Raw genomic sequence first — 21437 nt, forward strand, 5'->3', positions numbered from 1 at the left:
ATCATCCGACATGAGCGCCCATTCCGCGCCGACCCTGCACGTGGCCCATCCCGGCCCGGTCACCGTCTCCATCATGCTGGCGACGGTGATGCAGGTGCTGGACACCACCATCGCCAACGTGGCCCTGCCCAACATGCAGGGATCGCTGGGGGCGGCGCAGGACAGCATCACCTGGGTTCTGACCTCCTACATCGTGGCGGCGGCCATCGCCACGCCGCTGACCGGCTGGGCCGCCGACCGGCTGGGGCGGCGGCGGCTGTTCCTGATCGCCGTGGCGGGCTTCACCATCGCGTCCATGCTGTGCGGTCTGGCCGGCAGTCTGGTGGAAATGGTGGCGTTCCGGCTGGTGCAGGGGGTGTTCGGTGCCGCCCTGGTGCCGCTGTCGCAATCGGTGCTGCTGGACATCAACCCCAAGGAGCGGCACGGGTCGGCCATGGCCATGTGGGGGGCGGGCATCATGGTCGGCCCCATCGCCGGTCCCACGCTGGGCGGGTGGCTGACCGACACGCTGGATTGGCGCTGGTGCTTCTACATCAACCTGCCGGTGGGCATCCTGGCGTTCCTGGGGATCCTGCTGTTCCTGCCGGAATCCGACAGGCGGGTCCGGCGCTTCGACGCCTTCGGCTTCGTGGCGCTGGCGGTGGGCATCGGGGCATTGCAGATGATGCTGGACCGGGGCGAGTTGCTGGACTGGTTCGGGTCCACGGAGATCCTGATTGAAACGGCGCTGGCGCTGTGCGGGTTCTGGGTGTTCGCGGTCCACACCGCCACGGCCACTGCGGTGGGCAAGGTGCCGTTCATCGACCCGGCCATGCTGCGCGACCGCAACCTGCTGACCGGGCTGGGGCTGATCTTCATGGTCGGCATCATCCTGCTGGCCACCATGGCGCTGCTGCCGCCGCTGCTCCAGCATCTGCTGGGCTATCCCACGGTGACCACGGGGCTGCTGCTGGCCCCGCGCGGGGTGGGGACCATGGTGTCCATGATCCTGGTGGGGCGGCTGGTGCGCCACATCGACCCGCGCCTGCTGATCCTGTCGGGCCTGAGCCTGACCGCCGGATCGCTGTGGTGGATGACCGGCTTTTCCCTGACCATGGACCGCTGGCCGATCGTGTGGAGCGGGGTGGTGCAGGGCCTGGGCCTGGGTCTGGTGTTCGTGCCGCTCAGCACCGTGACCTTCGGCACGCTGGCGCCGCAGTTGCGCACCGACGCCGCCAGCCTGTTCAGCCTGATGCGCAACATCGGGTCCAGCATCGGCATCTCGCTGGTGTCCACCCTGCTGTCGCAATACACCCAGGTGAACCACGCCGAACTGGCCGCCCACGTCACCCCCTTCAACCCGGCGGTGGAGATGGCGCTGGGCGCCGCCCCGGCGCAGGCGGGGCTGGAGGCCATGGCCATGCTGAACGGCGTGGTGACGCAGCAGGCGGCGATGATCGCCTATCTGAACGATTTCAAGCTGATGATGTTCATCGCCCTGGCGATGATGCCCCTGCTGCTGCTGGTCCGCCGCCCGCCCAAGGCCGCCGCTCCGCCGGCAGACGCCGCGGCGATGGAGTGATCCGGCCTATGCCGCCCGCAGCATGAAATCCACGTGAACGGCGTCATAGGGAAATTCCGCCGTTCCGTCCGGCCCCCGGCGCAGAAGCCCGGCATCGGCCAAAGCCTCCACATCGGTGCGGACGCTTTCGGTGTCACGCCCCACGCGGCGGGCGATACTGTCGAGGGGCAGCGGCCCTTGCCCGGCCATGGCCCGCAGCACGTCCCACCGCGGGGCGGTGAACAGTTGCCACAGCAGGCCGGGCGAGGCGAAGCTGATGCGGGCGCCGTCCTCGGGCCGGTGGTTGTTCCAGGCATCGCGGAACGCGGCCAACCCCTCGGCCAATCCCGCGACCTCAAGAGTCACCGTGCTCATCGAGCCACCTCCGCACGTCGGTTTCGAAATCGGCCACCAGACGGTCGATCCCCTGAAAGTGGTAGGGGAACTCTTCCGCACCACGATGGACGTGATCGCCCTTGCCGGCCTCGTTGTCGTAGCGCAGGACACAGACGCCTTTGGTTACCAGGGCCATGCGGTATTTGTAGACATGGGCGCTGCCGACGAGGGCCACCGGCACTTCCCATAGGACCAATTCTGCTAAAGACCTTTGGCGTCAGGACGATGCGGCGGTCAAGGAGCGGGCGGGCCTTCATAGTTTATAGGGTGTCTACAACATTTGTTGTTGTCAATACACAACGAATGTTGTTTCCCCCTCACACCGCCGCCATCCGCAGGGTCACCGCCGCCAGCACCTCATCCACGTCCATGGTGTCGAAGGTGGGGTGATAGAGGGGGGCGGCGTGGCGGCCCACCGACTGGAAGATGGGGAAGGCGTCGGACAGCAGCACCAGCGACGGCGTGCCCACCGCGCCCACCAGATGGGTGGGGCCGGTGTCGTTGCCCACCGCGCACGCCGCCCGGCGGGCCAGCCCGGCGATGGCGGCCAGATCGGTCTTGCCGGTCAGGTCCACCGTCTGGGGACAGAGCGTGCGGATGCGGGCGGCCAGAGGCGTTTCGTTCGGGCCGCCCAGCACCACCGGGGTCATGCCGCGTCCGGCCAGCCGTTCGGCCAGGGCCGCATAGCGGTCCACCGGCCAGCGCTTGTCGGTGCGGTCGGGCGAACTGCCGGGGATCAGCAGGGCGAAGGGGCCGGGGGGCAGGGCGAAACGCCCGATGTCGGCGTCCAGCCACGACAGGTCGGGCCACGGCTCCACCGTGATCCCGGCCTGCGCCAGTTGCCGCGCATAGCGCTCGGGGCCGGGCAGGGCGCGGCGGTCCGGCGTCCGGTCGGGGTGGGAGCAGCCCCACGCCGTGCCCGACCATTCGGGCCAGGGGCCGGGGAACAGGGAATAGAAATAGCGGTTGGTGCGCTTTTGCGTCTGAAGATCATAGACGCGGGCGAAGCCGCCGCCGCGGATCATCCGCCGCACCGCCCAATAGGCGGCGGGGGAGCGTCCGCGCGGGTCGGTCCACACCGCGTCGAACCGCCCGCTGCGCTGGGCCAGATCGGCCAGGGATGGGATGGTCAGCAGCACCAGCCGGTCGCCGGCGTGGCGGCGGCGGATGGCCTCGAACGCTGGCTGGGCGAAGAAGAAATCCCCCAGCGCCCCCAGCTTGATCACCAGAATGGACCGGGTGCTCATGACGGCCGCCTCCACGGGCTGCGCACCGCCAGCGCGGTCAGCAGAGCCGCCGCCATCAGTGCCGCCATCCACCACGCCTGCCACAGCCCATAGGCCATGCTGGACAGGGTGAGGCCGGCGGCGTAGAGGGCCAGGGCCAGAGGCTGGTCGCCGGCGGCCAGCCGCCCGACGGCCCGCAGCACCAGCAGCAGCAGCGCCGTGGCCAGCACCGCCCCCGCCGCCCCCAGCTCGAACCACACCTGAAGGAAGGCGTTGTGAGGGTGCAGCGGCAGCAGGGTGTTGTCCATGGGTTCGAACTTGGACGTGACGCCGCCCGCCGGCACGGCGCGGGACGAATCCAGCCCCAGGCCCAGCCAGGGGGATTCCAGGATCTTGGTGGCCGCACGGTCCCAGATCTCCACCCGGTGGCGGGCGGACTGGAACAGCCATCCGGCGTCCGACAGATGGGCCACCCGCTCGGCCACCAGGGCGGCGGGAACGGCGCCGGCAAAGGCCGCCACCGTCACCGCCATCAACCCCTCCCGCACGGCCGCCGCCGGCCAGCGCCGCACCGCCAGCAGCACCAGCCCGCCCGCCGCCAGCCCGGCCAGCGCCGACCGGCTGGACTGGCCCAGGCTGACTGCGGCCATCAGCACCAGCACCGCCGCCGCCGCCCGCGCGCCCCAGCGGTGGTACAGCATCAGGGCCACGGGCCACACCAGCACCGCCAGCGCCGCCGCCGCCCGCTTGGGCACGTTGAACGCCTCGGTCCGCGGGTCGGCCTTGCCGCCGTGGAACAGGTGGTAGAGGGGGAAATCGGCGTTGGTCTCCACCCCGAACAGCACGATGCCCACCGTCATCCCGGCGGCCACCGCCAGCCCCAGCCGTTCCGCCGTGGCGGGAACCAGGGCGCGCACCGCCGCCCCGGCGATCAGGGCCGCCGCGGCGATGTAGGCCAGCTCCCCCAGCGTGGCCGGTGCACGGCCCGCGGGCGTCCATGGCAGGCTGGCCGCCGCCAGCCCCAGAAAGCCGGCGGCCACCGCCGCCCCGGCCCGTCCGCCGGGGGACGGCAGCGGCATCGCACGCCAGCGCACCAGCGCGGCCAGCGCCGTCAGGGTCGCCAGATTGATCCACACGGGCAAGCCCCGCGGCACCAGCCCGGCGCACAGGCCCAGAACGGCGGCCAGAAACACCGCCAGGGCGGCCAGAACGGTATCGGCGGAAAAACGGCGGAAAGAGGGGGCCGGATCGGCGGCCACAGGGTCGGTCATCGTCACGAAACCGGGAAACATCCGCCGGATCGGCGGGTGCCGCCCTTCTAGCACGGGGAACCTGCGCTGCAAAGGCGCAGGAAGGGGCCGCCGGGCGGCATTCCGGTGCCATTTTTCCCTGTTGTGATTCACGCTGGTTATCCGGTAGGGCTCGCGTATAGTCCTGAGACCCCTGAGCGAGGAGGCCATGACAGACCCGTTCACCCTCCGTCCCATGCTGTCCCGCCGCGGGTTCCTGGCTGCTGCCGGTGCGGGGGCCGGGCTGGTTCTGGCCGGGAGCATGCCGCCGGGCCGGGCCGCGGGGGTGGATTCCGGGGCGCCGTTCACCGTGGGGATCCTCTACAAGGGGCCGCGGGCCGATTTCGGCTACAACCAGGCCCACGCCGACGCCGCCCGCCACATGGCGGCCCTGCCCGGCGTGACCCTGGACGAGGTGGAATACGATCCCGGCGGGCGTGATGCCGCCCTGGCCGGGCTGGCGGGGCGGGGCGATTGCGGCCTGATCGTCGCCACCCGCGGCGGCGGGGCCGTGTCGGAATTGCTGTCCCAGGCCACCGCCCACCCCCGCACCGTGTTCCTGATCTATGGCGACGGGATGGAGGGCATGCGCCTGCCGTCCAACGTCATCACCTATGAAGGGTTGCTGAACGAGGCGCAGCACATCAGCGGCCTCGTCGCCGGCTATGCGGGGAAGAGGCCGGGGATGCGCGGGCGTTCCATCGGCTTCGTCGCCGCCGCCCGCACGCCGCGGGCGCTGCGGTCCATCAACGCCTTTGCGCTGGGTGTGCGGCGGGCCGATCCCACCGCCACCGTCCGGCTGGCCGTGGTGGGCGACGGTGCCACGCCTGAACAGGTGGCGGAGGCCGCCCAGGCCCTGGTCCACAGCCATGGTGCCGAGGTGCTGGCCGGCTATCTCGACAGCCTGCGCCCGGTGTGCGCGGTGGCGGAGGCCAACGGGGTGCTGTGCTGCGGCCTGCACACCAACCTGTCCTTCGCAGCCCCTCAGGGGTTCCTGACCGGGGCGGAATGGGAGTGGGGAACCTTCTACGCCGAAACGGCGGCGGCGGTGCGCCGGGGCGGGGGCTGGCCGGCGTCGGTGCGCGGCGGTTTCGCCGCCGGGCTGGTGCGCAACTCCCCCTATGGCCCCGCGGTGTCGGCGGAGGCCCGCGCACACGCCGACGCCGCGCGCATGCAGCTTGCCAACGGCAACGCCGCCGTGTTCCGCGGCCCGCTGACCGACAACAACGGCCGGGTGGTGCTGCCGCGGGGCAAAACCCTGTCCAGCAGCGACGGGGCGCTGGACAGCATGGCCTGGCTGGTGGATGGCGTCACCGACGTGTCCCGCTGACGCCTTTTTGTCCCGCTGACGCCTTTTTATGGATAAAAGCAAAGGGGGTTTGGGGATCACCCCAAACGGGTCTGGGCGGTAGCCCACTCCTCGCTCCACCCGCACCCGGCCAGCGCCGCCCGCATATGCTCCGGCACCGGTGCGGTCACGTCCACCCGCGGCCCGTCCCGCTCCAGGGTGAAGGCGATGCGGCGGGCCAGCAGGTGCAGGTTGCCCGGCGGCTGCCGTTCCGGCCCGTAATAGGGCTCACCCACCAGCGGGCAGCCGATGGCGGCGGCATGGACGCGGATCTGGTGGGTGCGCCCGGTGCGGGGGGTGAAGGCGATCCACGACCGCCCGCCGCCGGTGCCCAGCACCCGGTATTCGGTCACCGCCGGCTGCCCGTCCGGGTGGGGGGCGATGGTCCACGACACCTTGGGGATCACGGTCTTGAGCAGGGGCAGGTCGATCACCCCCGATTCGGCGGGCGGGATGCCGTCGGCCACCGCCCAATAGCTCTTGTCCACCCAGCCCCCGGCGAACAGCTTGGACAGCCGCGCCGCCGCCGCCGCCGAGCGGCCCAGCGCCAGACACCCGGCGGTGTCGCGGTCCAGCCGGTGGCCCAGCCGGGGAATCCCGTCCGCGTCGAAGGTCAGGGCGTCCATATAGAGGCCCAGGTGGTCCTCGATCCGGGCGGCGGCGTGGACCGCCAGCCCGGCGGGCTTGTTCAGCACCAGCACGTCGGTGTCGCGGTGGAGCACGCAGGCCCGGATGGCGTCGGCGGTGTAAGGCATGGCGGCCGTGGATAAGGGGTGGCGGGACCGGCTGCCGTCTGGACAGCGCGGCCCCGGCGTCATATCTGCAAGGAACCCCTCGCGACAAGGTGTTGCCTGCGCATGTCCGGTTCCGACGACGGATCTTTGCCCACCCGTTCCTCCGCCCGTCCTCCCGCGGCGGCGGAGGTGGATGCCTTCTTGAGGGCGGTGGACGCCTGCCCGCCGCCCGCGGTGCGCGCCGGCGGGGCGCGCGGGCGGCTGATGTTCGCGCTCGACGCCACCATCAGCCGTCAGGCCACCTGGGACCGCGCCAGCACCATCCAGGGGGAGATGTTCGAAGCGGCGGCGGCCCTGGGCGGGCTGGACGTGCAGCTTGTCTATTACCGCGGTTACAACGAATGCCGGGCCAGCCGCTGGGTGGGCGACGCGCGCGAACTCCTGCGGCTGATGACCGCGGTGCGGTGCGAGGCGGGGCGCACCCAGATCGGGCGCGTGCTGGCCCACGCCCTGTCCCAGACCCGCAAGGCCTCCGTCAACGCGGTGGTCTTTGTCGGCGACTGCATGGAAGAGAACCTGGACGAACTGGCGGCCCAGGCCGGGGAACTGGGCATTCTGGGCGTGCCGCTGTTCCTGTTCCACGAGGCCGGGGACCGGGCGGCGCGCGCGGCATTCGACACCCTGGCCCGGCTGTCGGGCGGTGCCTGCTGCCCGTTCGACGCCGGGTCGGCGGAGCAGTTGCGCAGCCTGCTGGGCGCGGTGGCCGCCTATGCCGCCGGGGGCGTGGCGGCGCTGGAGGATTACGGACGGCGCCCCGGCGGGCAGGCGGCGGTGCGGCTCTTGACGGCGCAGATGGCGGGCGCACGGCGATGATCTGGATTTTGACCGGAGCCGCCGTTCTGATGGGAATGATCCTGCTGGTGCGCGTGTTTATGACGGCGAACCCCCGCACCCTGGCGCGCGGCCTGCGCGTCACGGCGGTGGGGGGCGGTCTGGCGGTGGCGGCGGGGCTGATCGCCGCCGGGCGGCTCAATCTGGTTCTGGCGGCGGGCACCATGGCCGCACCGTTTCTGATCCGCTGGCTGCGGGCGCGCCGGTGGAGCGGGGCCGGTGGGGCGGGGCCGGCGGCGGGGGCCGAGTCCCGCGTGGAGACCCGTTTCCTGCGCATGGTGCTGGATCACGCCAGCGGTGCGCTGATGGGCGAGGTGCTGTCCGGTCCCCTGGCCGGGCGGGCGCTGGGCTCGCTGGACCGGGGGGAGGCGATGGCGCTGCTGGCGGCGTGCCGGGCGGACGATCCGTCCTCGGTCCCGCTTCTGGAACGGTGGCTGGCACGCGAGCGGCCCGGCTGGACCGCGGACGACCCGCCGCCGGACCCGCATGAACCGGCGGGCGGGCCCATGGGCCGGGCCGAAGCGCTGGCGGTGCTGGGGCTGGACGAGGGAGCGGACGAGGCGGCGATCAGGGAGGCGCATCGGCGTCTGATGCGGACGGTCCATCCCGACCATGGGGGGTCGTCCTATCTGGCGGCCAAGATCAACCAGGCGAGGGATGTTCTGTTGCCCCACTGACCTTTTGTCGCCCACCGGAAGGGCGGATTGAACCTTTCCGGGGGCTGTGGCAGAAGATGGGGCCGACGCCGGCCGCTTGTCCCGGCATCTTGCGGGACCGTCGCGGCAAACGGGTTTTGTGGTTCTTTCAAACATTGGTTCTTCAACATAAGAGACCCAAATGCGGAAATCTGTGCGCAAGGTGGTGTTCCCGGTGGCCGGCCTCGGCACCCGTTTTCTTCCGGCGACCAAGGCCATTCCCAAGGAAATGCTGCCCCTGGTGGACCGGCCCTTGCTTCAGCACGCGGTTGAAGAGGCTCGCGCCGCCGGCATCGAGGATTTCGTCTTCGTTACCGGCCGTTCCAAGCGCGCCATCGAGGACCATTTCGACGCCGACACCGAACTGAACCGCACGCTGGAGGAGCGCGGCAACGCCGCCGCCCTGGCCGAGGTCCACAACAGCGAAATCGCGCCGGGCCGCTGCTTCTACACCCGCCAGCAGCAGCCGCTGGGGCTGGGCCACGCGGTGTGGTGCGCCCGCGCGGTGATCGGCAACGAGCCTTTCGCCATCATCCTGCCCGACGATTACGTCCAGGCCGACAAGCCGTGCCTGAAGCAGATGGTCGAGGCGTATGAGGAGGTGGGCGGCAACATCGTCGCCGTGGTGGACGTGCCGCGCGAGCACACCCGCCGTTACGGCATCCTGGACGTGGCCAAGGACGACGGTCGTCTGGCCACCGTGCAGGGGCTGGTGGAAAAGCCCGACCCGGCGGTCGCCCCCTCCACCCTGTCGATCATCGGGCGCTACATCCTCCAGCCCGAGGTGTTCGACCATCTGGAAGCCGGCACCCGCGGGGCCGGCAACGAGATCCAGTTGACCGACGCCATGGCCAAGCTGATCGGCTCCCAGCCGTTCCACGGCCTGCGGTTCGAGGGCACCCGGTTCGATTGCGGCGACAAGGTGGGCTTCATCGAAGCGACCCTGGCGCACGCGCTGGCCCGCCCGGACATGGCGGACAAGGTGCGTGATATGCTGCGCAAGTACTGCTGATCAGAAAAACGTCATGGAAAAGACGCCCGCCGCCCCCTTGACGGGACGCGGCGGGCGTGGCTTTTCAAGCCCAAGCCTTGTCCAAGGGCACCAGCAGCGAGGACTCACATGCGCATTGCCATGATCGGCACCGGCTACGTCGGTTTGGTGTCGGGAGCGTGTTTTTCGGAATTCGGCGTGGACGTGTGCTGCGTCGATAAGGATGCCGGCAAGATCGAGCGGTTGAAGCGCGGTGAGATCCCGATCTACGAACCGGGCCTGGACGATCTGGTGGCCCGCAACGTGGCTGCCGGGCGCCTGTCCTTCACGACCGACCTGAAAGAGGCGATGGCCGGGGCCGACGCGGTGTTCATCGCCGTCGGCACCCCCACCCGCCGCGGCGACGGCCACGCCGATCTGTCGTACGTCTTTGCGGCGGCGGAGGAAGTCGCCACCCACATGGACCGCTACATGGTGGTGGTCACCAAATCGACGGTGCCGGTGGGCACGGGCCGCCAGGTGCAGGCGATCATCCGCCGCACCCGCCCGGACGCCGATTTCGACGTGGCGTCCAACCCCGAATTCCTGCGCGAAGGCTCGGCCATCGGCGATTTCCTGCGCCCCGACCGCGTGGTGATCGGCACCGAGACCGAGCGGGCCGCCGAGGTGATGCGCCAGCTCTACCGTCCGCTGTACCTGATCGAGACGCCCATCGTCATGACGGCGCTGGAAACCGCCGAGCTGATCAAGTACGCCGCCAACGCCTTCCTCGCCGTCAAGATCACCTTCATCAACGAGGTGGCGGACCTGTGCGAGAAGGTGGGCGCCAACGTCCACGACGTGGCCCGCGGCATGGGGCTGGACGGGCGCATCGGCAAGAAGTTCCTGCACGCCGGCCCCGGCTACGGCGGGTCGTGCTTCCCCAAGGACACGCTGGCGCTGGTGCGCACCGCCCAGCAGCACGGCAGCCCGGTCCGCATCGTCGAGACCGTGGTGGACGTGAACGACAAGCGCAAGAAATCCATGGCCGGGCGCATCGTCGCCGCCTGCGGCGGGTCGCTGGCGGGCAAGACCGTGGGCGTGCTGGGCGTGACCTTCAAGCCCAACACCGACGACATGCGCGATGCGCCGTCGCTGGACATCATCCCGGCGCTGCTGGCCGCGGGTGCCACCGTGCGCGCCTATGACCCCGCCGGCATGCACGAGGCGGAAAAGCTGCTGCCCGGCGTGGTGTGGGTGCGGGATGCGTACGACGCGCTGAACGGCGCCGATTGCGCCGCCATCCTGACCGAATGGAACGAGTTCCGCGCGCTGGATCTGGGCCGCGTCAAATCGCTGCTGAAGCAGCCGGTTCTGGTGGACCTGCGCAACGTCTATAATCCCCAGGAAATGGCGAAGGCCGGGTTTGCCTATACCTCCATCGGCCGCCCGCTGAACGTTCCGGCCGCCAACGAGCCGGCAACCCAAGAGGAAACGAAATGAGCGCCCCGCACACCTTCCATTCCACCGTCCTGCGCGAATACGACATCCGCGGCATCGTCGGCGACACGCTGACGGTGGACGACGCCCGTGCGGTGGGCCGCGCCTTCGGCACCGTGGTGGTGCGCAAGGGCGGCAAGACCGCCGTGGTCGGCTATGACGGCCGTCTCAGCTCCCCCGATCTGGAAGCGGCGATGGTCGAGGGGCTGATGTCCACCGGCCTGCATGTGCTGCGCGTGGGGCTGGGCCCGACGCCCATGCTCTATTTCGCCACCCGCGACCGCCACGCCGACGCCGGCATCATGATCACCGGCTCCCACAACCCGCCCGAATACAACGGCATCAAGATGATGCTGGGCAAGGGGCCGGTCTATGGCGCCATGATCCAGGAACTGGGCACCATCGCCGCGGCGGGCGATTTCGCCACCGGCGAAGGCTCGTCGGAGCAGGTGGACGTGCAGGACGAATACGTCGCCCGCATGCTCAAGGACTATGACGGCACCCGCGATCTCAAGGTCGTGTGGGACGCCGGCAACGGGGCGACGGGCGAGATCCTGCGCCGTCTGGTCGCCAAGCTGCCGGGCACGCACATCTGCCTGTTCGACGAGATCGACGGCACCTTCCCCAACCATCACCCCGATCCCACGGTGGAAAAGAACCTCGTGGACCTGAAGGCGGCGGTGGCGGAGCATGGTGCTGATCTGGGCATCGGTTTCGACGGCGACGGCGACCGCATCGGCGCCATCGACCACAAGGGCCGCGTGGTGTGGGGCGACCAGCTCGTCGCCATCTATGCCGGCGACGTTCTGAAGGACCATCCCGGCGCCACCATCATCGCCGACGTGAAGGCCAGCCAGACCCTGTTCGACGAGATCGCCAAGCTGGGCGGCACGCCGCTGATGTGGAAGACCGGCCATTCGCTGTTGAAGGCGAAGATGGCCGAAACCGGCTCGCCGCTGGCCGGCGAAATGTCGGGTCACATCTTCTTCGCCGACAAGTGGTACGGGTTCGACGACGCGCTCTATTGCGCCGTGCGCCTGATCGGGCTGGTGTCGAAGTCGGGCGGCACGCTGGCCGACCTGCGCGACCGTCTGCCGCCGGTGGTCAACACCCCGGAAACCCGGTTCCAGGTGGACGAGGTGCGCAAGTTCCAGGTGGTGGACGAGGTGAAGGCCCGTCTGGCCACCGCCGGGGCCGATGTCAACGACATCGACGGCGTGCGCGTCAACACCCCCGACGGCTGGTGGCTGCTGCGCGCGTCCAACACCCAGGACGTGCTGGTGGCCCGCGCCGAAGCCTTCTCCGACGAAGGGCTGGAGCGGCTGAAGGACCAGGTCATCGCCCAGCTTATTCAGTCGGGCATCGAAGCCCCGACCTTCTAAAGGGCGGGTTTCTTGTGTAGATGACGAAACGGCGTGTTCGGGATCACCCCGGACGCGCCGTTTTCCGTTTGGAGCAGCAGGGCAGGGGGGACGGAATGGCGGTTCTGCGTCTGGCGTTCGTGGGGGACAGCTTCGTCAACGGCACCGGCGACCGCATGTGCCTGGGCTGGGCGGGCCGGGTGTGTGCGCTGGCGGTGCTGCGGGGGCACGACATCACCCATTACAATTTGGGTGTGCGCCGCGACACCAGCGCCGACATCGCCGCCCGCTGGCGCGCCGAGGTGTCGGCCCGTCTGCCCGCCGAGTGCGATGGCCGGGTGGTGTTTTCCTTCGGCGCCAACGACGTCTGCCCCGGTGACGACGATGGCCAGCGCGTGTCCATGGCCCGCACGCTGGTCAACGCCGAGTCCATCCTGAGCGAAGCGCGGGCCCGCTGGCCGGTGCTGCTGGTGGGGCCGCTGCCCATCGCCGACGACCCGGCGGCCAGCACCCGCGCCGCCCAATTGGGCCGGGCGCTGGGCGAATTGTGTGAGGGGCTGGGCGTGCCGTACCTCAACCCCCATCCCGACATCGTGGAGTCGCGCGTGTGGCTGCGCGAAGCCCTGTCCGGCGACGGCGCCCACCCCGACGCCGGAGGGTACGAGGCGCTGGCCGCCCTGGTGGACGGGTGGGATGCGTGGCGGGCGTGGGTGCCGTAGGCGGCAGACGTCAAGGGGCGCTGCCCCTCGACACGCCCCGACAGGGGCCGGCGGCCCTTGTACCCCCCTTATTCGATCAGATCGTCGGGGCGTGGCGGATTGCCGATGCCGGAACGGGCCAGGATGGCTTTGGCCTGTCCGGGAACGGCCCGGCTGGCACGGGCGGTGAAGTAGCGTTCCGCTTCGGCTTGGGCACCGACCCGTGCGGCCAAGGCCGTGGTGATGTACTGATTGAGACTGACCCCAGCGGCCTCCGCCTGGGCGCTGGCCTCTTTCTTCAGGTCTTTGGGGATGCGAAGCGGAAACGTGCTCATGCCCTCAGCCTCCTCAACACATCGCTCGGGCGTTCGACCCGAATACCAAAAGGAATGGCGCCTGCTGTCATGTCGGCCAGATTGAAGCTGGCGATGACATCCGCCCTTCCGTTGATGGCCGTTTCCAGCACCAGATCGTCGTCGGGATCAACCGCTCCCGGCCGCCAGCGGTAATCGAAGGCAACCGGGATGCAGCACAGAGCCAGTTCATCAAGCACGGCAAGCACATCTGCTGCATCGATACCGAATTTCGCCAGATTGCCCGGACGGGTCAGCACGGCTTCGTATTCGACCATTAAGGTCGCCGATAGAAGAAGATGTGCGCCACCATCCAGCATGTCCAGAAGCAGGCGGCGGGATGCCCCCTGCTGGCTCTGGAAAGCCGCAAACATGACATCGGTATCGAGAACGATGCGCAGCATCATGACATCGTATGTGATGCCATCTCTTACCGCAACGACTCCTGCACCCCCCGCACGAAGCCCGACAGCCCCACCTGGCGGCGGCGTTTCAGGCGTTCGGCGCGCAGGATGGCCTGGACCGAGGCCACGCTTTCCTCGACGTCGGTGTTGACGATCACATAGTCGTATTCGGCCCAGTGGCTGATTTCGTCGCTGGCCTTGGCCATGCGGTGGGCGATGACCTCCGCCGAGTCTTGCGCGCGGGTGTGCAGGCGGCGTTCCAGTTCCTCGCCCGAGGGGGGCAGGACGAAGATGCTGACCAGATCCTCCCGCGCTTTTTCCGCCACCTGCTGGGTGCCCTGCCAGTCGATGTCGAACAGCACGTCCCGGCCTTCGCTCAGCTTGGCTTCCACCATTTCGCGCGGGGTGCCGTAGCAGTTGTTGAAGACGCGGGCGTATTCCAGCAGTTCGCCCGCGGCGGCCATGCGGTCGAATTCGTCCTGGCTGACGAAATAGTAATCGACCCCGTGGGTTTCGCCGGGGCGCATGGGGCGGGTGGTCACCGACACCGACATGGCGATGCCGGTGTCGCGTTCCAGCAGACGGCGGGAAATGGTGGTCTTGCCGGCGCCGCTGGGCGACGACAGGACCAGCATCAGGCCGCGGCGGTGGATGTCACGGACGCTCGTGGTTGCCATGGTCGGAAGCCTTCTTCTCTCTCTCGACGTTTCGTCACTCGATGTTCTGGACCTGCTCGCGGAACTGCTCGATGGTGGCCTTCAGCGACAGGCCGATGCGGGTCAGGTCCACGTCCTGGGATTTGGAGCAGAGCGTGTTGGCCTCGCGGTTGAACTCCTGGCACAGGAAGTCCAGGCGGCGGCCGATGGCGCCCCCCTCGGCCAGCAGGGCGCGGGCCTGCTCCACATGGGCGCGCAGGCGGTCCAGTTCCTCCCGCACGTCGCCGCGGGCGATCAGCAGGGCGGCTTCCTGGGCCAGGCGGTCTTCGGACAGGGCCGGCACCATCTCCAGCAGCGCCTGCACCTGGGCGCGCAGCTTTTCGCGCAGCGCTTCGGGCTGGGTCGTGACGTTGGCCGCGGCGGCCTCGGTCAGGCGGGCGATCTCGTCCAGATGGCCGGACAGCACGGTCAGCAGCCGCGCCCCTTCCTCGGCCCGTGCGGCGGCCAGCTTGCGGGTGACCTCGGCCAGACCGGCCTTTACGGCACCTTCCAGCTTGGTGCGGGCGTCCGATTCGTCCTCTTCCACCGTTTCGATGATGCCGCGCACGGACAGCAGCGCGTCGAGCCGCGGGGGGGCCGCCCCTTCGCCTTCGATCTCGCGGGCCACGGCCAGCACCTGGGCCAGCAGGTCGCGGTTGACGCGCACCTGCGACACGGCGGCGGTGCGGGTGACGGTCAGGGTCAGGTTGACCGAGCCGCGGGCCAGGATCTTGGGAATATCGGCGCGGGCCGCGGCTTCCACCGTGTCGAAGCCGTAGGGCAGGCGGCAGCGGATGTCCAGGGTGCGGCCGTTGACGCTCTTGGCTTCGAACGTCCAGGTGTAGCCGTCGCCATGGCCGTCCACGCGGGCGAAACCGGTCATGCTGGCGATGGTGCGGGGTGCGGTCACTCTGGCCTCTGATCGGGTGGGGGATGATAAAAAGGTGGCGTTCTTATAGCCCGGCGACAGAGCCGGCAACAACGTTGCAGCGGGGGGAGATATGAGCAAACCGGGACGCATCGTCATCACCGGCGCATCCAGCGGCATCGGTGCGGCGCTGGCGCTGCACTATGCCGCACCGGGGGTGATGCTGGGCCTGACCGGGCGCGACGCCGGGCGGCTGGCGGCGGTGGCCGATGCCTGCCGCGCCAAGGGGGCCGGCGTGGTGGCCGACACGGTGGACGTGGTGGACCGGGCGGCCCTGGCGGCGTGGCTGTCGGCCTTCGACGACGCCCACCCGGTGGACCTGCTGGTGGCCAACGCCGGCATCTCCGCCGGCAGTGGTGCTGCGGGGGAGACGGAGGAGCAGTCGCGCCGCATCTTTGCGGTCAACCTGGACGGGGTGCTCAACACCGTCTATCCGCTGCTGCCCCGGCTGCGGGCGCGGCGGCGGGGGCAGGTGGCGCTGGTGTCGTCGCTGGCGGGGTTCCGCGGCTTTCCCGGCGCGCCGGCCTATTGCGCGTCGAAGGCGGCGGTGCGGGTGTGGGGGGAATCCCTGCGGCCCCTGTTGGCCGCCGACGGCGTGGGGCTGTCGGTGGTCTGCCCCGGCTTCGTGGTCAGCCGCATCACCGACAGGAACGATTTTCCCATGCCGTTCCTGATGGGGGCGGAGCGGGCCGCCCGCATCATCGCCGATGGGCTGGCGGCCAACCGGGCGCGCATCGCCTTTCCCTGGCCCATGCGGGTGATGACATGGCTGGTGGCGGCGCTGCCGCCGGCGTGGACCGACCCGCTCCTGTCCCGCACCCCGCGGAAGGCGGCGCAGACATAAAAAAAGCCCCGCCGGTCCATCCCTGGGGCCGGCGGGGCGCTTTCGCAGCACGATCTCGGTCCTCAGTCGCGCCAGTAGGCCCAGACCGACGCGGGCGGGATGTTGCCCATGGTCCAGCCCAGCCGGTGACCCTTGATGTTCAGGGCGTCGCGGTTCAGCGGCGAATGGATCATGTAGGTGTAGAGCAGGAACCGCCCGCCCTTGGGCAGGACGCGAATCGTGGCGTCCACGATCTCCTGCTGCAGGGGCATGGGCAGGGTGACCATGGGAATGCCGATGACCACGGTGCTGACGCGCGATGCCAGGTCCGGCCCCAGCACCTTTTCCACGTTGCGGCAATCCTCGTTCAGCACGTTCACGTCGGGGAACACGCCGCGGACGTAGGATGCCAGTTCCGCGTCGATCTCGAACGAATAGATCCGGTCGCCGGACACCCCGGATTCCAGCAGCGCGCGGGTGATGGCGCCGGTGCCGGCACCGAATTCCACGATGATCTGGTCGGGGCCGCAGGCCAGATGCTCGCGGATCAGCCGGCGCAGACCCGGACCGGACGGCGTGACCGACCCCATGGACAGCGGGTTCGCCATCCAGCGCTGGAAGAACAGCCACGCTGCCGGCGGCTTCTTCGCCTTTTTCGCCTTATCCGCGGTGATTTCCGTTGGTGTCATTGATCGGCCTTTCGCCGGAGTGTGTTGAACCGAGAGGCTGGGGTGACAACAAGCGACGGCAGCGGAATATCCCCACTTCGATATTCCACGTCGCGTTTATGTCCGAAAGCGGGGTCTGCTGCAACAAACGCAACGGACCTATCCTATTCCGCCGCACCGTTTGCCATGAGTTCGTGACCCGCGTATGACAGTCCGCTGGCCACCGCCATGAAAAACACCACGCCCGCCAATCCCAGTCCCAATCCGGCCCCCACGGCCCCCCCGTCCCGTTCGATCAGGCCCAGGGCCAGCAGCAGCAGGGCGAAGCCCGGCAGCCACCCCGTCAGCGGCAGCGGCACGAACGCCGCCAGCGCCAGCACGAAGACCATCACCCCGAACCAGCGTTCCCCGTCGATGTCCGCCAGCCGCAGCCAGCGGGGCCGCAGCAGCCGTTCGATGGACCGCAGCCGCGGCAGCACCGCGTCCAGCATGGCGCCTGCGGCCTTGGTGGACACCGACCGGCGCAAGAGCCACCCCGGCAGCACCGTATCCCCCCGCCCCAGCATCAGCCGCAGCGAGAACAGCAGCACCGGCGTGTTGAACAGCACCGATACCCCCAGCGGCACCGGCGCCACCGTGGGCAGGGCCAGCGCCAGCAGCACCGTGCCCAGCGAACGGTCGCCCAGCGCGGTGATCAGATCGCCCAGGCTGACCCGCCCCGCCGGCATGTCCGCGCGGAACGCGGCCAGCACGTCGGACGTGCGCACACGGTCATGGTCGGCGGGGTGGGGATCGCCGATGCGGGGTTCCCGGTGATGATCCTCGATCCCGCTCATGCGCCGATGCCGGCCTCCGCCGCCGCGGCCTCATAGGCGTCGGCGGCGGTCAGCCACGCGTCCTCCGCCTCGGCCAGTTTCTTCTGCACGGAGCCCAGTTCGATCTGCAGCTTGGTCAGCGCGTCCGCCGGGCCGGTGTAGAGGGCGGGGTCGGCCAGCTTCGCCTCGATCTTCGCCTTGTCCCCGCTCAGCTTGGTCACGCGCTTTTCGGCGTCGGTGACCGTGCGCTTCAGCGGCGCCAATGCGGCGCGCGCCTCGGCCGAGGCGCGGCGCTGGTCCTTGCGGCTGGGGCCGGCGTCGGCGCCGCGGGCATCGGCACGTTCGCCGCGCGCCTTGTCCAGCAGCAGCTTCTTGTAATCCTCCAGATCCCCGTCGAACGGCTGGCAGGTGCCGCCGTCCACCAGCCACAGCCGGTCGGCGGTCAGTTCCACCAGATGGGGATCGTGGCTGATGAGGATCACCGCGCCGTCATAGGCGTTGATGGCCTGCACCAGCGCCTCGCGGCTGTCGATGTCCAGATGGTTGGTGGGTTCGTCCAGCATCAGGATGTGCGGCGCCTCGCGGCTCATCAGCGCGAACAGAAGGCGGGCCTTCTCGCCCCCCGACAGGCTGCCGATCACCGTGTCCGCCTTGGCCTGGGGGAAGCCGAAGCGGCCCAGATGGGCGCGCACCTTTTCCTCCGGCGCCTGGGGCATGGTGCGCTGGACCTGCGTGACGGGCGTCACGGACAGGTCCAGCTCCTCCGCCTGATGCTGGGCGAAATAGCCGACCTTGATCTTGCCGGACTTGCGCATCTCCCCGTCCATGGTGGCGAGCCGTCCGGCCAGCAGCTTCACCAGCGTGGATTTGCCGTTGCCGTTGGCGCCCAGCAACGCGATGCGGTCCTCCATGTCGATGCGCAGGTTGAGCCGCCGCAGGATCGGCTTGCCGTCATAGCCCACCGTGGCGTTTTCCAGCGCGATCAGCGGCGGGTTCAGCGGCTCGGGCGAGGGGAAGTTGAAGGCGATGGCCGATTCCTCTTCGATCGCCGCGATGGGCTCCATCTTTTCCAGGAGCTTCATGCGGCTCTGCGCCTGCCGGGCCTTGGTGGCCTTGGCGCGGAAGCGGTCGATGAAGTCCTGGATGCGCTTGCGCTCGGCGGCCTGCTTGGTGGCCATGGCCTGGGTGCGCTCGATGTTGGCGCGGCGGGTGGCCACGAACTGGTCGTAATTGCCGCCATAGGTCACCAGCTTGCCCTGGTCCACGTGGATGGTGGTGGTGGGCACGCTGTTCAGCAGGTCGCGGTCGTGGCTGACCAGCAGGATCGTGTGGGGATAGCCGCGCAGGTAGCTTTCCAGCCACAGCGTCGCTTCCAGATCCAGATGGTTGGTGGGTTCGTCCAGCAGCAAAAGGTCGGGGCGGGCGAACAGCACACCGGCCAGCGCCACGCGCATGCGCCAGCCGCCGGAGAAGTCGGAGCAGGGCCGGGTCTGCGCCTCGGCGCTGAAGCCCAGGCCCGACAGGATCTGGGCGGCGCGGGCGGGGGCCGAATGGGCCTCGATGTCGGCCAGCCGCGTGTGCACCTCGGCGATGCGCATGGGGTCGGTGACGGTTTCCGCCTCCGCCAGCAGGGCGGTGCGTTCGGTGTCGGCGGCCAGCACGGCGTCGATGAGCGTGGTGGGGCCGCTGGGCGCCTCCTGCGCCACCATGCCCATGCGGGCGGTGGCGGGGATGGAGATGGAGCCGCCGTCGGGGGCATAGTGCCCGGCGATGAGCTTGAGCAGGGTGCTCTTGCCGGCACCGTTGCGCCCGACCAGCGCCACCCGGTGGCCGCGGGGCACCACGGCGGTCGCCTGATCGAACAGCACCCGTCCGCCGAAGCGGAACGTCAGATTATTGATATGAAGCATGGCACCGCCGGTTTAGCACGGGCGCGGGTATGCGGAAAACCGTCATGGTACTGTCCCATCATGCCGGTTGCCGACGCCGCCGTGCCCCATTATAACCCCGCTCACCCATAGCACCCTTTCCAACGAAAATCTTTCTATCAGGAGGTCCACCATGGCCGTCGAACGCACCCTGTCGATTCTGAAGCCGGACGCCACCCGCCGCAACCTGACCGGCAAGATCAACGCCCGCTTCGAAGAAGCCGGCCTGCGCATCGTCGCCCAGAAGCGCGTCCTGCTCTCCCAGGCCCAGGCCGAGGAATTCTACGGCGTCCACCGCGAACGCCCGTTCTTCAAGGATCTGGTGGCCTTCATGATCTCCGGCCCGGTGGTCCTGCAGGTGCTGGAAGGCGAGAACGCCATCGCCCGCAACCGCGAGATCATGGGCGCCACCAACCCGGCCAACGCCGCCGAAGGCACCATCCGCAAGGATTTCGCCGAATCGATCGACGCCAACTCGGTCCACGGCTCGGACGCCCCGGAAACCGCCGCGGTGGAAATCGCCTACTTCTTCTCCGGCCTGGAGCTGGTGGGCTGAGATCAGCCGCCGCTCCGCTGCCGCAGCGGATGATGGAATGGGCCGCTTCCCCCCGTGGGAAGCGGCCTTTTTCATGGCCCGTGGACAGGCCGCCCGTTTGGCGCTATCTGGGAAGATAAGAGGCCACGATACGCCGTCAGCGGAGAGTGCAGGCGATGGATTACACCGGAAAGCCGAAACCGATCGTCCTGTCCCTGCTGGAGCCGGTAACGCCCCAGACCGGCGGCGCCAACGATCTGGGCGACGAAGCGGTGGTGACGCTGCTGGTGCGCAGCTATGTGGACCGCTGTCTCGATTCCTTCCACGACGCCCTGACCGGCGCGCGCACCCAGGACGACGCCAGCGAGGACATCTACGCGGTCGCCATGGCGCTGAACGACCTGTTCCTGGGGCTGGAGCCGTTTGAGGCGGTGACGCTGCACCCGTGGAACGACCCGGACCAGCTTGGCGTGTTCCTGCGCGACACGCTGGACCTGGATTTCCCCCCGGATGAATGCGTGCGCGCGGCCCTGGTGCTGCTGGCCACCCACGTCATGGACATCCTGCGCAAGCCCGAAGAGGAACGCGGGCCGGAGATCGAGGCGCTGATCGTCGAAACCCGCGACCTGCTGATGGGCCGGCTGGCGGACGAGGGCGGGGACAATCCCTTCACCCTCATCTGAAGATTATCTTATCTCCCCAGCGTGGCGGCCAGGGCGGCTCCCACCTCGGCAATCGCCTGGTTGCGGGTGTCGATGGTGCCCTTGGTGCCGGTCAGATAGACGGCGGCGATCACCGGCTGGCGCTCCGGCGGCCAGATCACCGCGATGATGGAGCGCGACCCGTGGCCACCGGCCCCGGTGCGGTCGGCCACCCGCCACCCTGACGGCAGGCCGGCGCGCAGCAGCGGGCCGCTGACCGCGTTGCCCAGAAGCCAATCGGTCAGGCGCTGGCGCGACGGCGGCGTCAGAACATCGCCCAGCACCAGCCGCTGAAGGCTGGCCGCGGCCATGGCCGGGGTGGTGGTGTCGCGGGGGTCGCCGGGGCTGGCCTCGTTCATCTCCGGCTCCCAGCGGTCGAGCCGGGTCTTTTCGTCACCGATCGAGCGCATGAAGGCGGTGAAGCCCGCCGGGCCGCCGATGCGTTTCAGCGCGGCGTTGGCGGCGGCGTTGTCGCTCTGGACCATGGCGGCGGCGCAGACCTCGGCCACGCTCATCCCCGGCCCGCCCGCCACCTTTTCCACCACGGGGGAGTGGGACACCAGATCGCTTTTGGCGAAGGTGACGATCCGGCCCAGATCCTCCTGCCCCCGGTCAACCCTCGCCAGGACGCCGGCACAGGCGAACGCCTTGACGGTGCTGTTGAGGGGGAAGCGTTCTCCGGCCCGGTGCGTCCAGGTCCGCCCGGTCTGGGTGTCGAGGATGAAGGCGCCCACCCGCCCCCCCAGCCGCTGTTCGATGGACCGGAAGCTCTGGCCCAGCGGCGAGGTGTCGGACTTTTCCGCCGCCATGACCGGGGACGACAGGCAAAGCGCGCCAATAACGGCAAAAATGCCGAGAGATTTCATGCGGCGGTGCAAACGGAACCCGTTGGCACCCTGGATCATTCCAGCGCCTTTGGTGATGATATTCTTCATTTTT

23 protein-coding genes and 1 pseudogene are annotated in these 21437 nt (G+C 69.3%); 11 read left to right on the forward strand and 13 right to left on the reverse strand.

The features are described from left to right. Nucleotides 1-10: 10 nt before the first annotated feature. Entirely contained in the window at nucleotides 11-1561 is a 1551-nt protein-coding gene (locus M2352_RS06875; RefSeq protein WP_264663750.1) for a DHA2 family efflux MFS transporter permease subunit, read from the forward strand. A gap of 6 nt (nucleotides 1562-1567) precedes the next feature. Here the strand turns inward: M2352_RS06875 and M2352_RS06880 are convergent, their stop codons facing one another. The 4 genes and pseudogenes from M2352_RS06880 to M2352_RS06895 all read right to left on the reverse strand — a co-directional run bounded on the left by M2352_RS06880 (nucleotide 1568) and on the right by M2352_RS06895 (nucleotide 4433). After that, on the reverse strand, nucleotides 1568-1915 hold the full coding sequence (locus M2352_RS06880; RefSeq protein ID WP_264663751.1) for an HVO_A0114 family putative DNA-binding protein: 348 nt from the start codon (nucleotides 1913-1915) through the stop codon (nucleotides 1568-1570). Continuing rightward, nucleotides 1896-2135, reverse strand: a pseudogene (locus M2352_RS06885) (toxin-antitoxin system TumE family protein); the annotation flags it as partial. The gene M2352_RS06880 and the pseudogene M2352_RS06885, both read right to left, overlap by 20 nt. 118 nt (nucleotides 2136-2253) lie before the next feature. Continuing rightward, nucleotides 2254-3183: a glycosyltransferase family 9 protein gene (locus M2352_RS06890; protein WP_264663753.1), complete on the reverse strand. Its 930-nt coding sequence runs from the start codon at nucleotides 3181-3183 to the stop codon at nucleotides 2254-2256. Further along, nucleotides 3180-4433: an O-antigen ligase family protein gene (locus M2352_RS06895; RefSeq protein WP_264663754.1), complete on the reverse strand. Its 1254-nt coding sequence runs from the start codon at nucleotides 4431-4433 to the stop codon at nucleotides 3180-3182. The genes M2352_RS06890 and M2352_RS06895 overlap by 4 nt, the downstream gene beginning before the upstream one ends. 187 nt (nucleotides 4434-4620) lie before the next feature. Here M2352_RS06895 and M2352_RS06900 point away from each other — a divergent pair, with 187 nt between their 5' ends. Further along, the gene (locus tag M2352_RS06900) at nucleotides 4621-5781 is read left to right on the forward strand and encodes a BMP family ABC transporter substrate-binding protein (protein WP_264663755.1); all 1161 of its coding nucleotides are present in this window, start codon (nucleotides 4621-4623) and stop codon (nucleotides 5779-5781) included. Nucleotides 5782-5837: 56 nt separating this feature from the next. Here the strand turns inward: M2352_RS06900 and M2352_RS06905 are convergent, their stop codons facing one another. After that, complete coding sequence (locus tag M2352_RS06905; RefSeq protein WP_264663756.1) at nucleotides 5838-6554, reverse strand: RluA family pseudouridine synthase; 717 nt, start codon at nucleotides 6552-6554, stop codon at nucleotides 5838-5840. Between the two features lie 102 nt (nucleotides 6555-6656). Here M2352_RS06905 and M2352_RS06910 point away from each other — a divergent pair, with 102 nt between their 5' ends. The 6 genes from M2352_RS06910 (at nucleotide 6657) to M2352_RS06935 (ending at nucleotide 12669) form a co-directional block, all read left to right on the forward strand. Then, the gene (locus M2352_RS06910; protein ID WP_264663757.1) at nucleotides 6657-7406 is read left to right on the forward strand and encodes a VWA domain-containing protein; all 750 of its coding nucleotides are present in this window, start codon (nucleotides 6657-6659) and stop codon (nucleotides 7404-7406) included. Beyond that, nucleotides 7403-8101, forward strand: a complete 699-nt coding sequence (locus M2352_RS06915; RefSeq protein WP_264663758.1) for a J domain-containing protein — start codon at nucleotides 7403-7405, stop codon at nucleotides 8099-8101. Before M2352_RS06910 ends, M2352_RS06915 begins: the two co-directional genes overlap by 4 nt. A gap of 160 nt (nucleotides 8102-8261) precedes the next feature. Next, nucleotides 8262-9131: a UTP--glucose-1-phosphate uridylyltransferase GalU gene (gene galU / locus M2352_RS06920; RefSeq protein WP_264663759.1), complete on the forward strand. Its 870-nt coding sequence runs from the start codon at nucleotides 8262-8264 to the stop codon at nucleotides 9129-9131. 108 nt (nucleotides 9132-9239) lie between these two features. Further along, nucleotides 9240-10592 carry a UDP-glucose dehydrogenase family protein gene (locus M2352_RS06925; protein ID WP_264663760.1) on the forward strand — a complete coding sequence of 451 codons (1353 nt, stop codon included), beginning with the start codon at nucleotides 9240-9242 and terminating at the stop codon, nucleotides 10590-10592. Then, nucleotides 10589-11971 carry a phosphoglucomutase/phosphomannomutase PgmG gene (pgmG, locus tag M2352_RS06930; protein ID WP_264663761.1) on the forward strand — a complete coding sequence of 461 codons (1383 nt, stop codon included), beginning with the start codon at nucleotides 10589-10591 and terminating at the stop codon, nucleotides 11969-11971. Before M2352_RS06925 ends, pgmG begins: the two co-directional genes overlap by 4 nt. 95 nt (nucleotides 11972-12066) lie before the next feature. Continuing rightward, nucleotides 12067-12669, forward strand: coding sequence for a GDSL-type esterase/lipase family protein (locus tag M2352_RS06935; RefSeq protein ID WP_264663762.1), 603 nt, complete (start codon nucleotides 12067-12069; stop codon nucleotides 12667-12669). Between the two features lie 68 nt (nucleotides 12670-12737). Here the strand turns inward: M2352_RS06935 and M2352_RS06940 are convergent, their stop codons facing one another. From M2352_RS06940 to M2352_RS06955, 4 genes are read right to left on the reverse strand one after another with little or no spacing between them, the layout of a single operon-like run. Further along, nucleotides 12738-12983, reverse strand: a complete 246-nt coding sequence (locus tag M2352_RS06940; protein WP_264663763.1) for a type II toxin-antitoxin system HicB family antitoxin — start codon at nucleotides 12981-12983, stop codon at nucleotides 12738-12740. Next, nucleotides 12980-13408: a putative toxin-antitoxin system toxin component, PIN family gene (locus M2352_RS06945; RefSeq protein ID WP_264663764.1), complete on the reverse strand. Its 429-nt coding sequence runs from the start codon at nucleotides 13406-13408 to the stop codon at nucleotides 12980-12982. The genes M2352_RS06940 and M2352_RS06945 overlap by 4 nt, the downstream gene beginning before the upstream one ends. Nucleotides 13409-13431: 23 nt before the next feature. Then, complete coding sequence (gene gmk / locus M2352_RS06950) at nucleotides 13432-14082, reverse strand: guanylate kinase (protein ID WP_264663765.1); 651 nt, start codon at nucleotides 14080-14082, stop codon at nucleotides 13432-13434. Nucleotides 14083-14116: 34 nt separating this feature from the next. Next, on the reverse strand, nucleotides 14117-14983 hold the full coding sequence (locus tag M2352_RS06955) for a YicC/YloC family endoribonuclease (RefSeq protein WP_264665313.1): 867 nt from the start codon (nucleotides 14981-14983) through the stop codon (nucleotides 14117-14119). Nucleotides 14984-15101: 118 nt separating this feature from the next. On the opposite strand from M2352_RS06955, the gene M2352_RS06960 reads away from it, so the two are divergent. After that, the gene (locus tag M2352_RS06960) at nucleotides 15102-15872 is read left to right on the forward strand and encodes an SDR family NAD(P)-dependent oxidoreductase (RefSeq protein WP_264663766.1); all 771 of its coding nucleotides are present in this window, start codon (nucleotides 15102-15104) and stop codon (nucleotides 15870-15872) included. A 62-nt stretch (nucleotides 15873-15934) separates the two neighbouring features. Here the strand turns inward: M2352_RS06960 and M2352_RS06965 are convergent, their stop codons facing one another. From M2352_RS06965 to M2352_RS06975, 3 genes are all read right to left on the reverse strand, one after another. After that, nucleotides 15935-16540, reverse strand: coding sequence for a class I SAM-dependent methyltransferase (locus M2352_RS06965; protein WP_264663767.1), 606 nt, complete (start codon nucleotides 16538-16540; stop codon nucleotides 15935-15937). 143 nt (nucleotides 16541-16683) lie between these two features. Next, nucleotides 16684-17355: an exopolysaccharide biosynthesis protein gene (locus tag M2352_RS06970; protein WP_264663768.1), complete on the reverse strand. Its 672-nt coding sequence runs from the start codon at nucleotides 17353-17355 to the stop codon at nucleotides 16684-16686. Next, the gene (locus tag M2352_RS06975) at nucleotides 17352-19244 is read right to left on the reverse strand and encodes an ABC-F family ATP-binding cassette domain-containing protein (protein WP_264663769.1); all 1893 of its coding nucleotides are present in this window, start codon (nucleotides 19242-19244) and stop codon (nucleotides 17352-17354) included. The genes M2352_RS06970 and M2352_RS06975 overlap by 4 nt, the downstream gene beginning before the upstream one ends. Before the next feature lie 151 nt (nucleotides 19245-19395). On the opposite strand from M2352_RS06975, the gene ndk reads away from it, so the two are divergent. Both ndk and M2352_RS06985 read left to right on the forward strand, forming a co-directional pair. Next, complete coding sequence (gene ndk / locus M2352_RS06980) at nucleotides 19396-19818, forward strand: nucleoside-diphosphate kinase (RefSeq protein WP_264663770.1); 423 nt, start codon at nucleotides 19396-19398, stop codon at nucleotides 19816-19818. 155 nt (nucleotides 19819-19973) lie between these two features. After that, nucleotides 19974-20480: a hypothetical protein gene (locus M2352_RS06985; protein WP_264663771.1), complete on the forward strand. Its 507-nt coding sequence runs from the start codon at nucleotides 19974-19976 to the stop codon at nucleotides 20478-20480. Between the two features lie 8 nt (nucleotides 20481-20488). On the opposite strand, the gene bla is transcribed toward M2352_RS06985, so the two are convergent. Further along, nucleotides 20489-21364: a class A beta-lactamase gene (gene bla, locus M2352_RS06990; protein ID WP_406567268.1), complete on the reverse strand. Its 876-nt coding sequence runs from the start codon at nucleotides 21362-21364 to the stop codon at nucleotides 20489-20491. Nucleotides 21365-21437: the final 73 nt, after the last annotated feature.

Source organism: Azospirillum fermentarium (assembly GCF_025961205.1).
GTDB lineage: Bacteria > Pseudomonadota > Alphaproteobacteria > Azospirillales > Azospirillaceae > Azospirillum > Azospirillum fermentarium.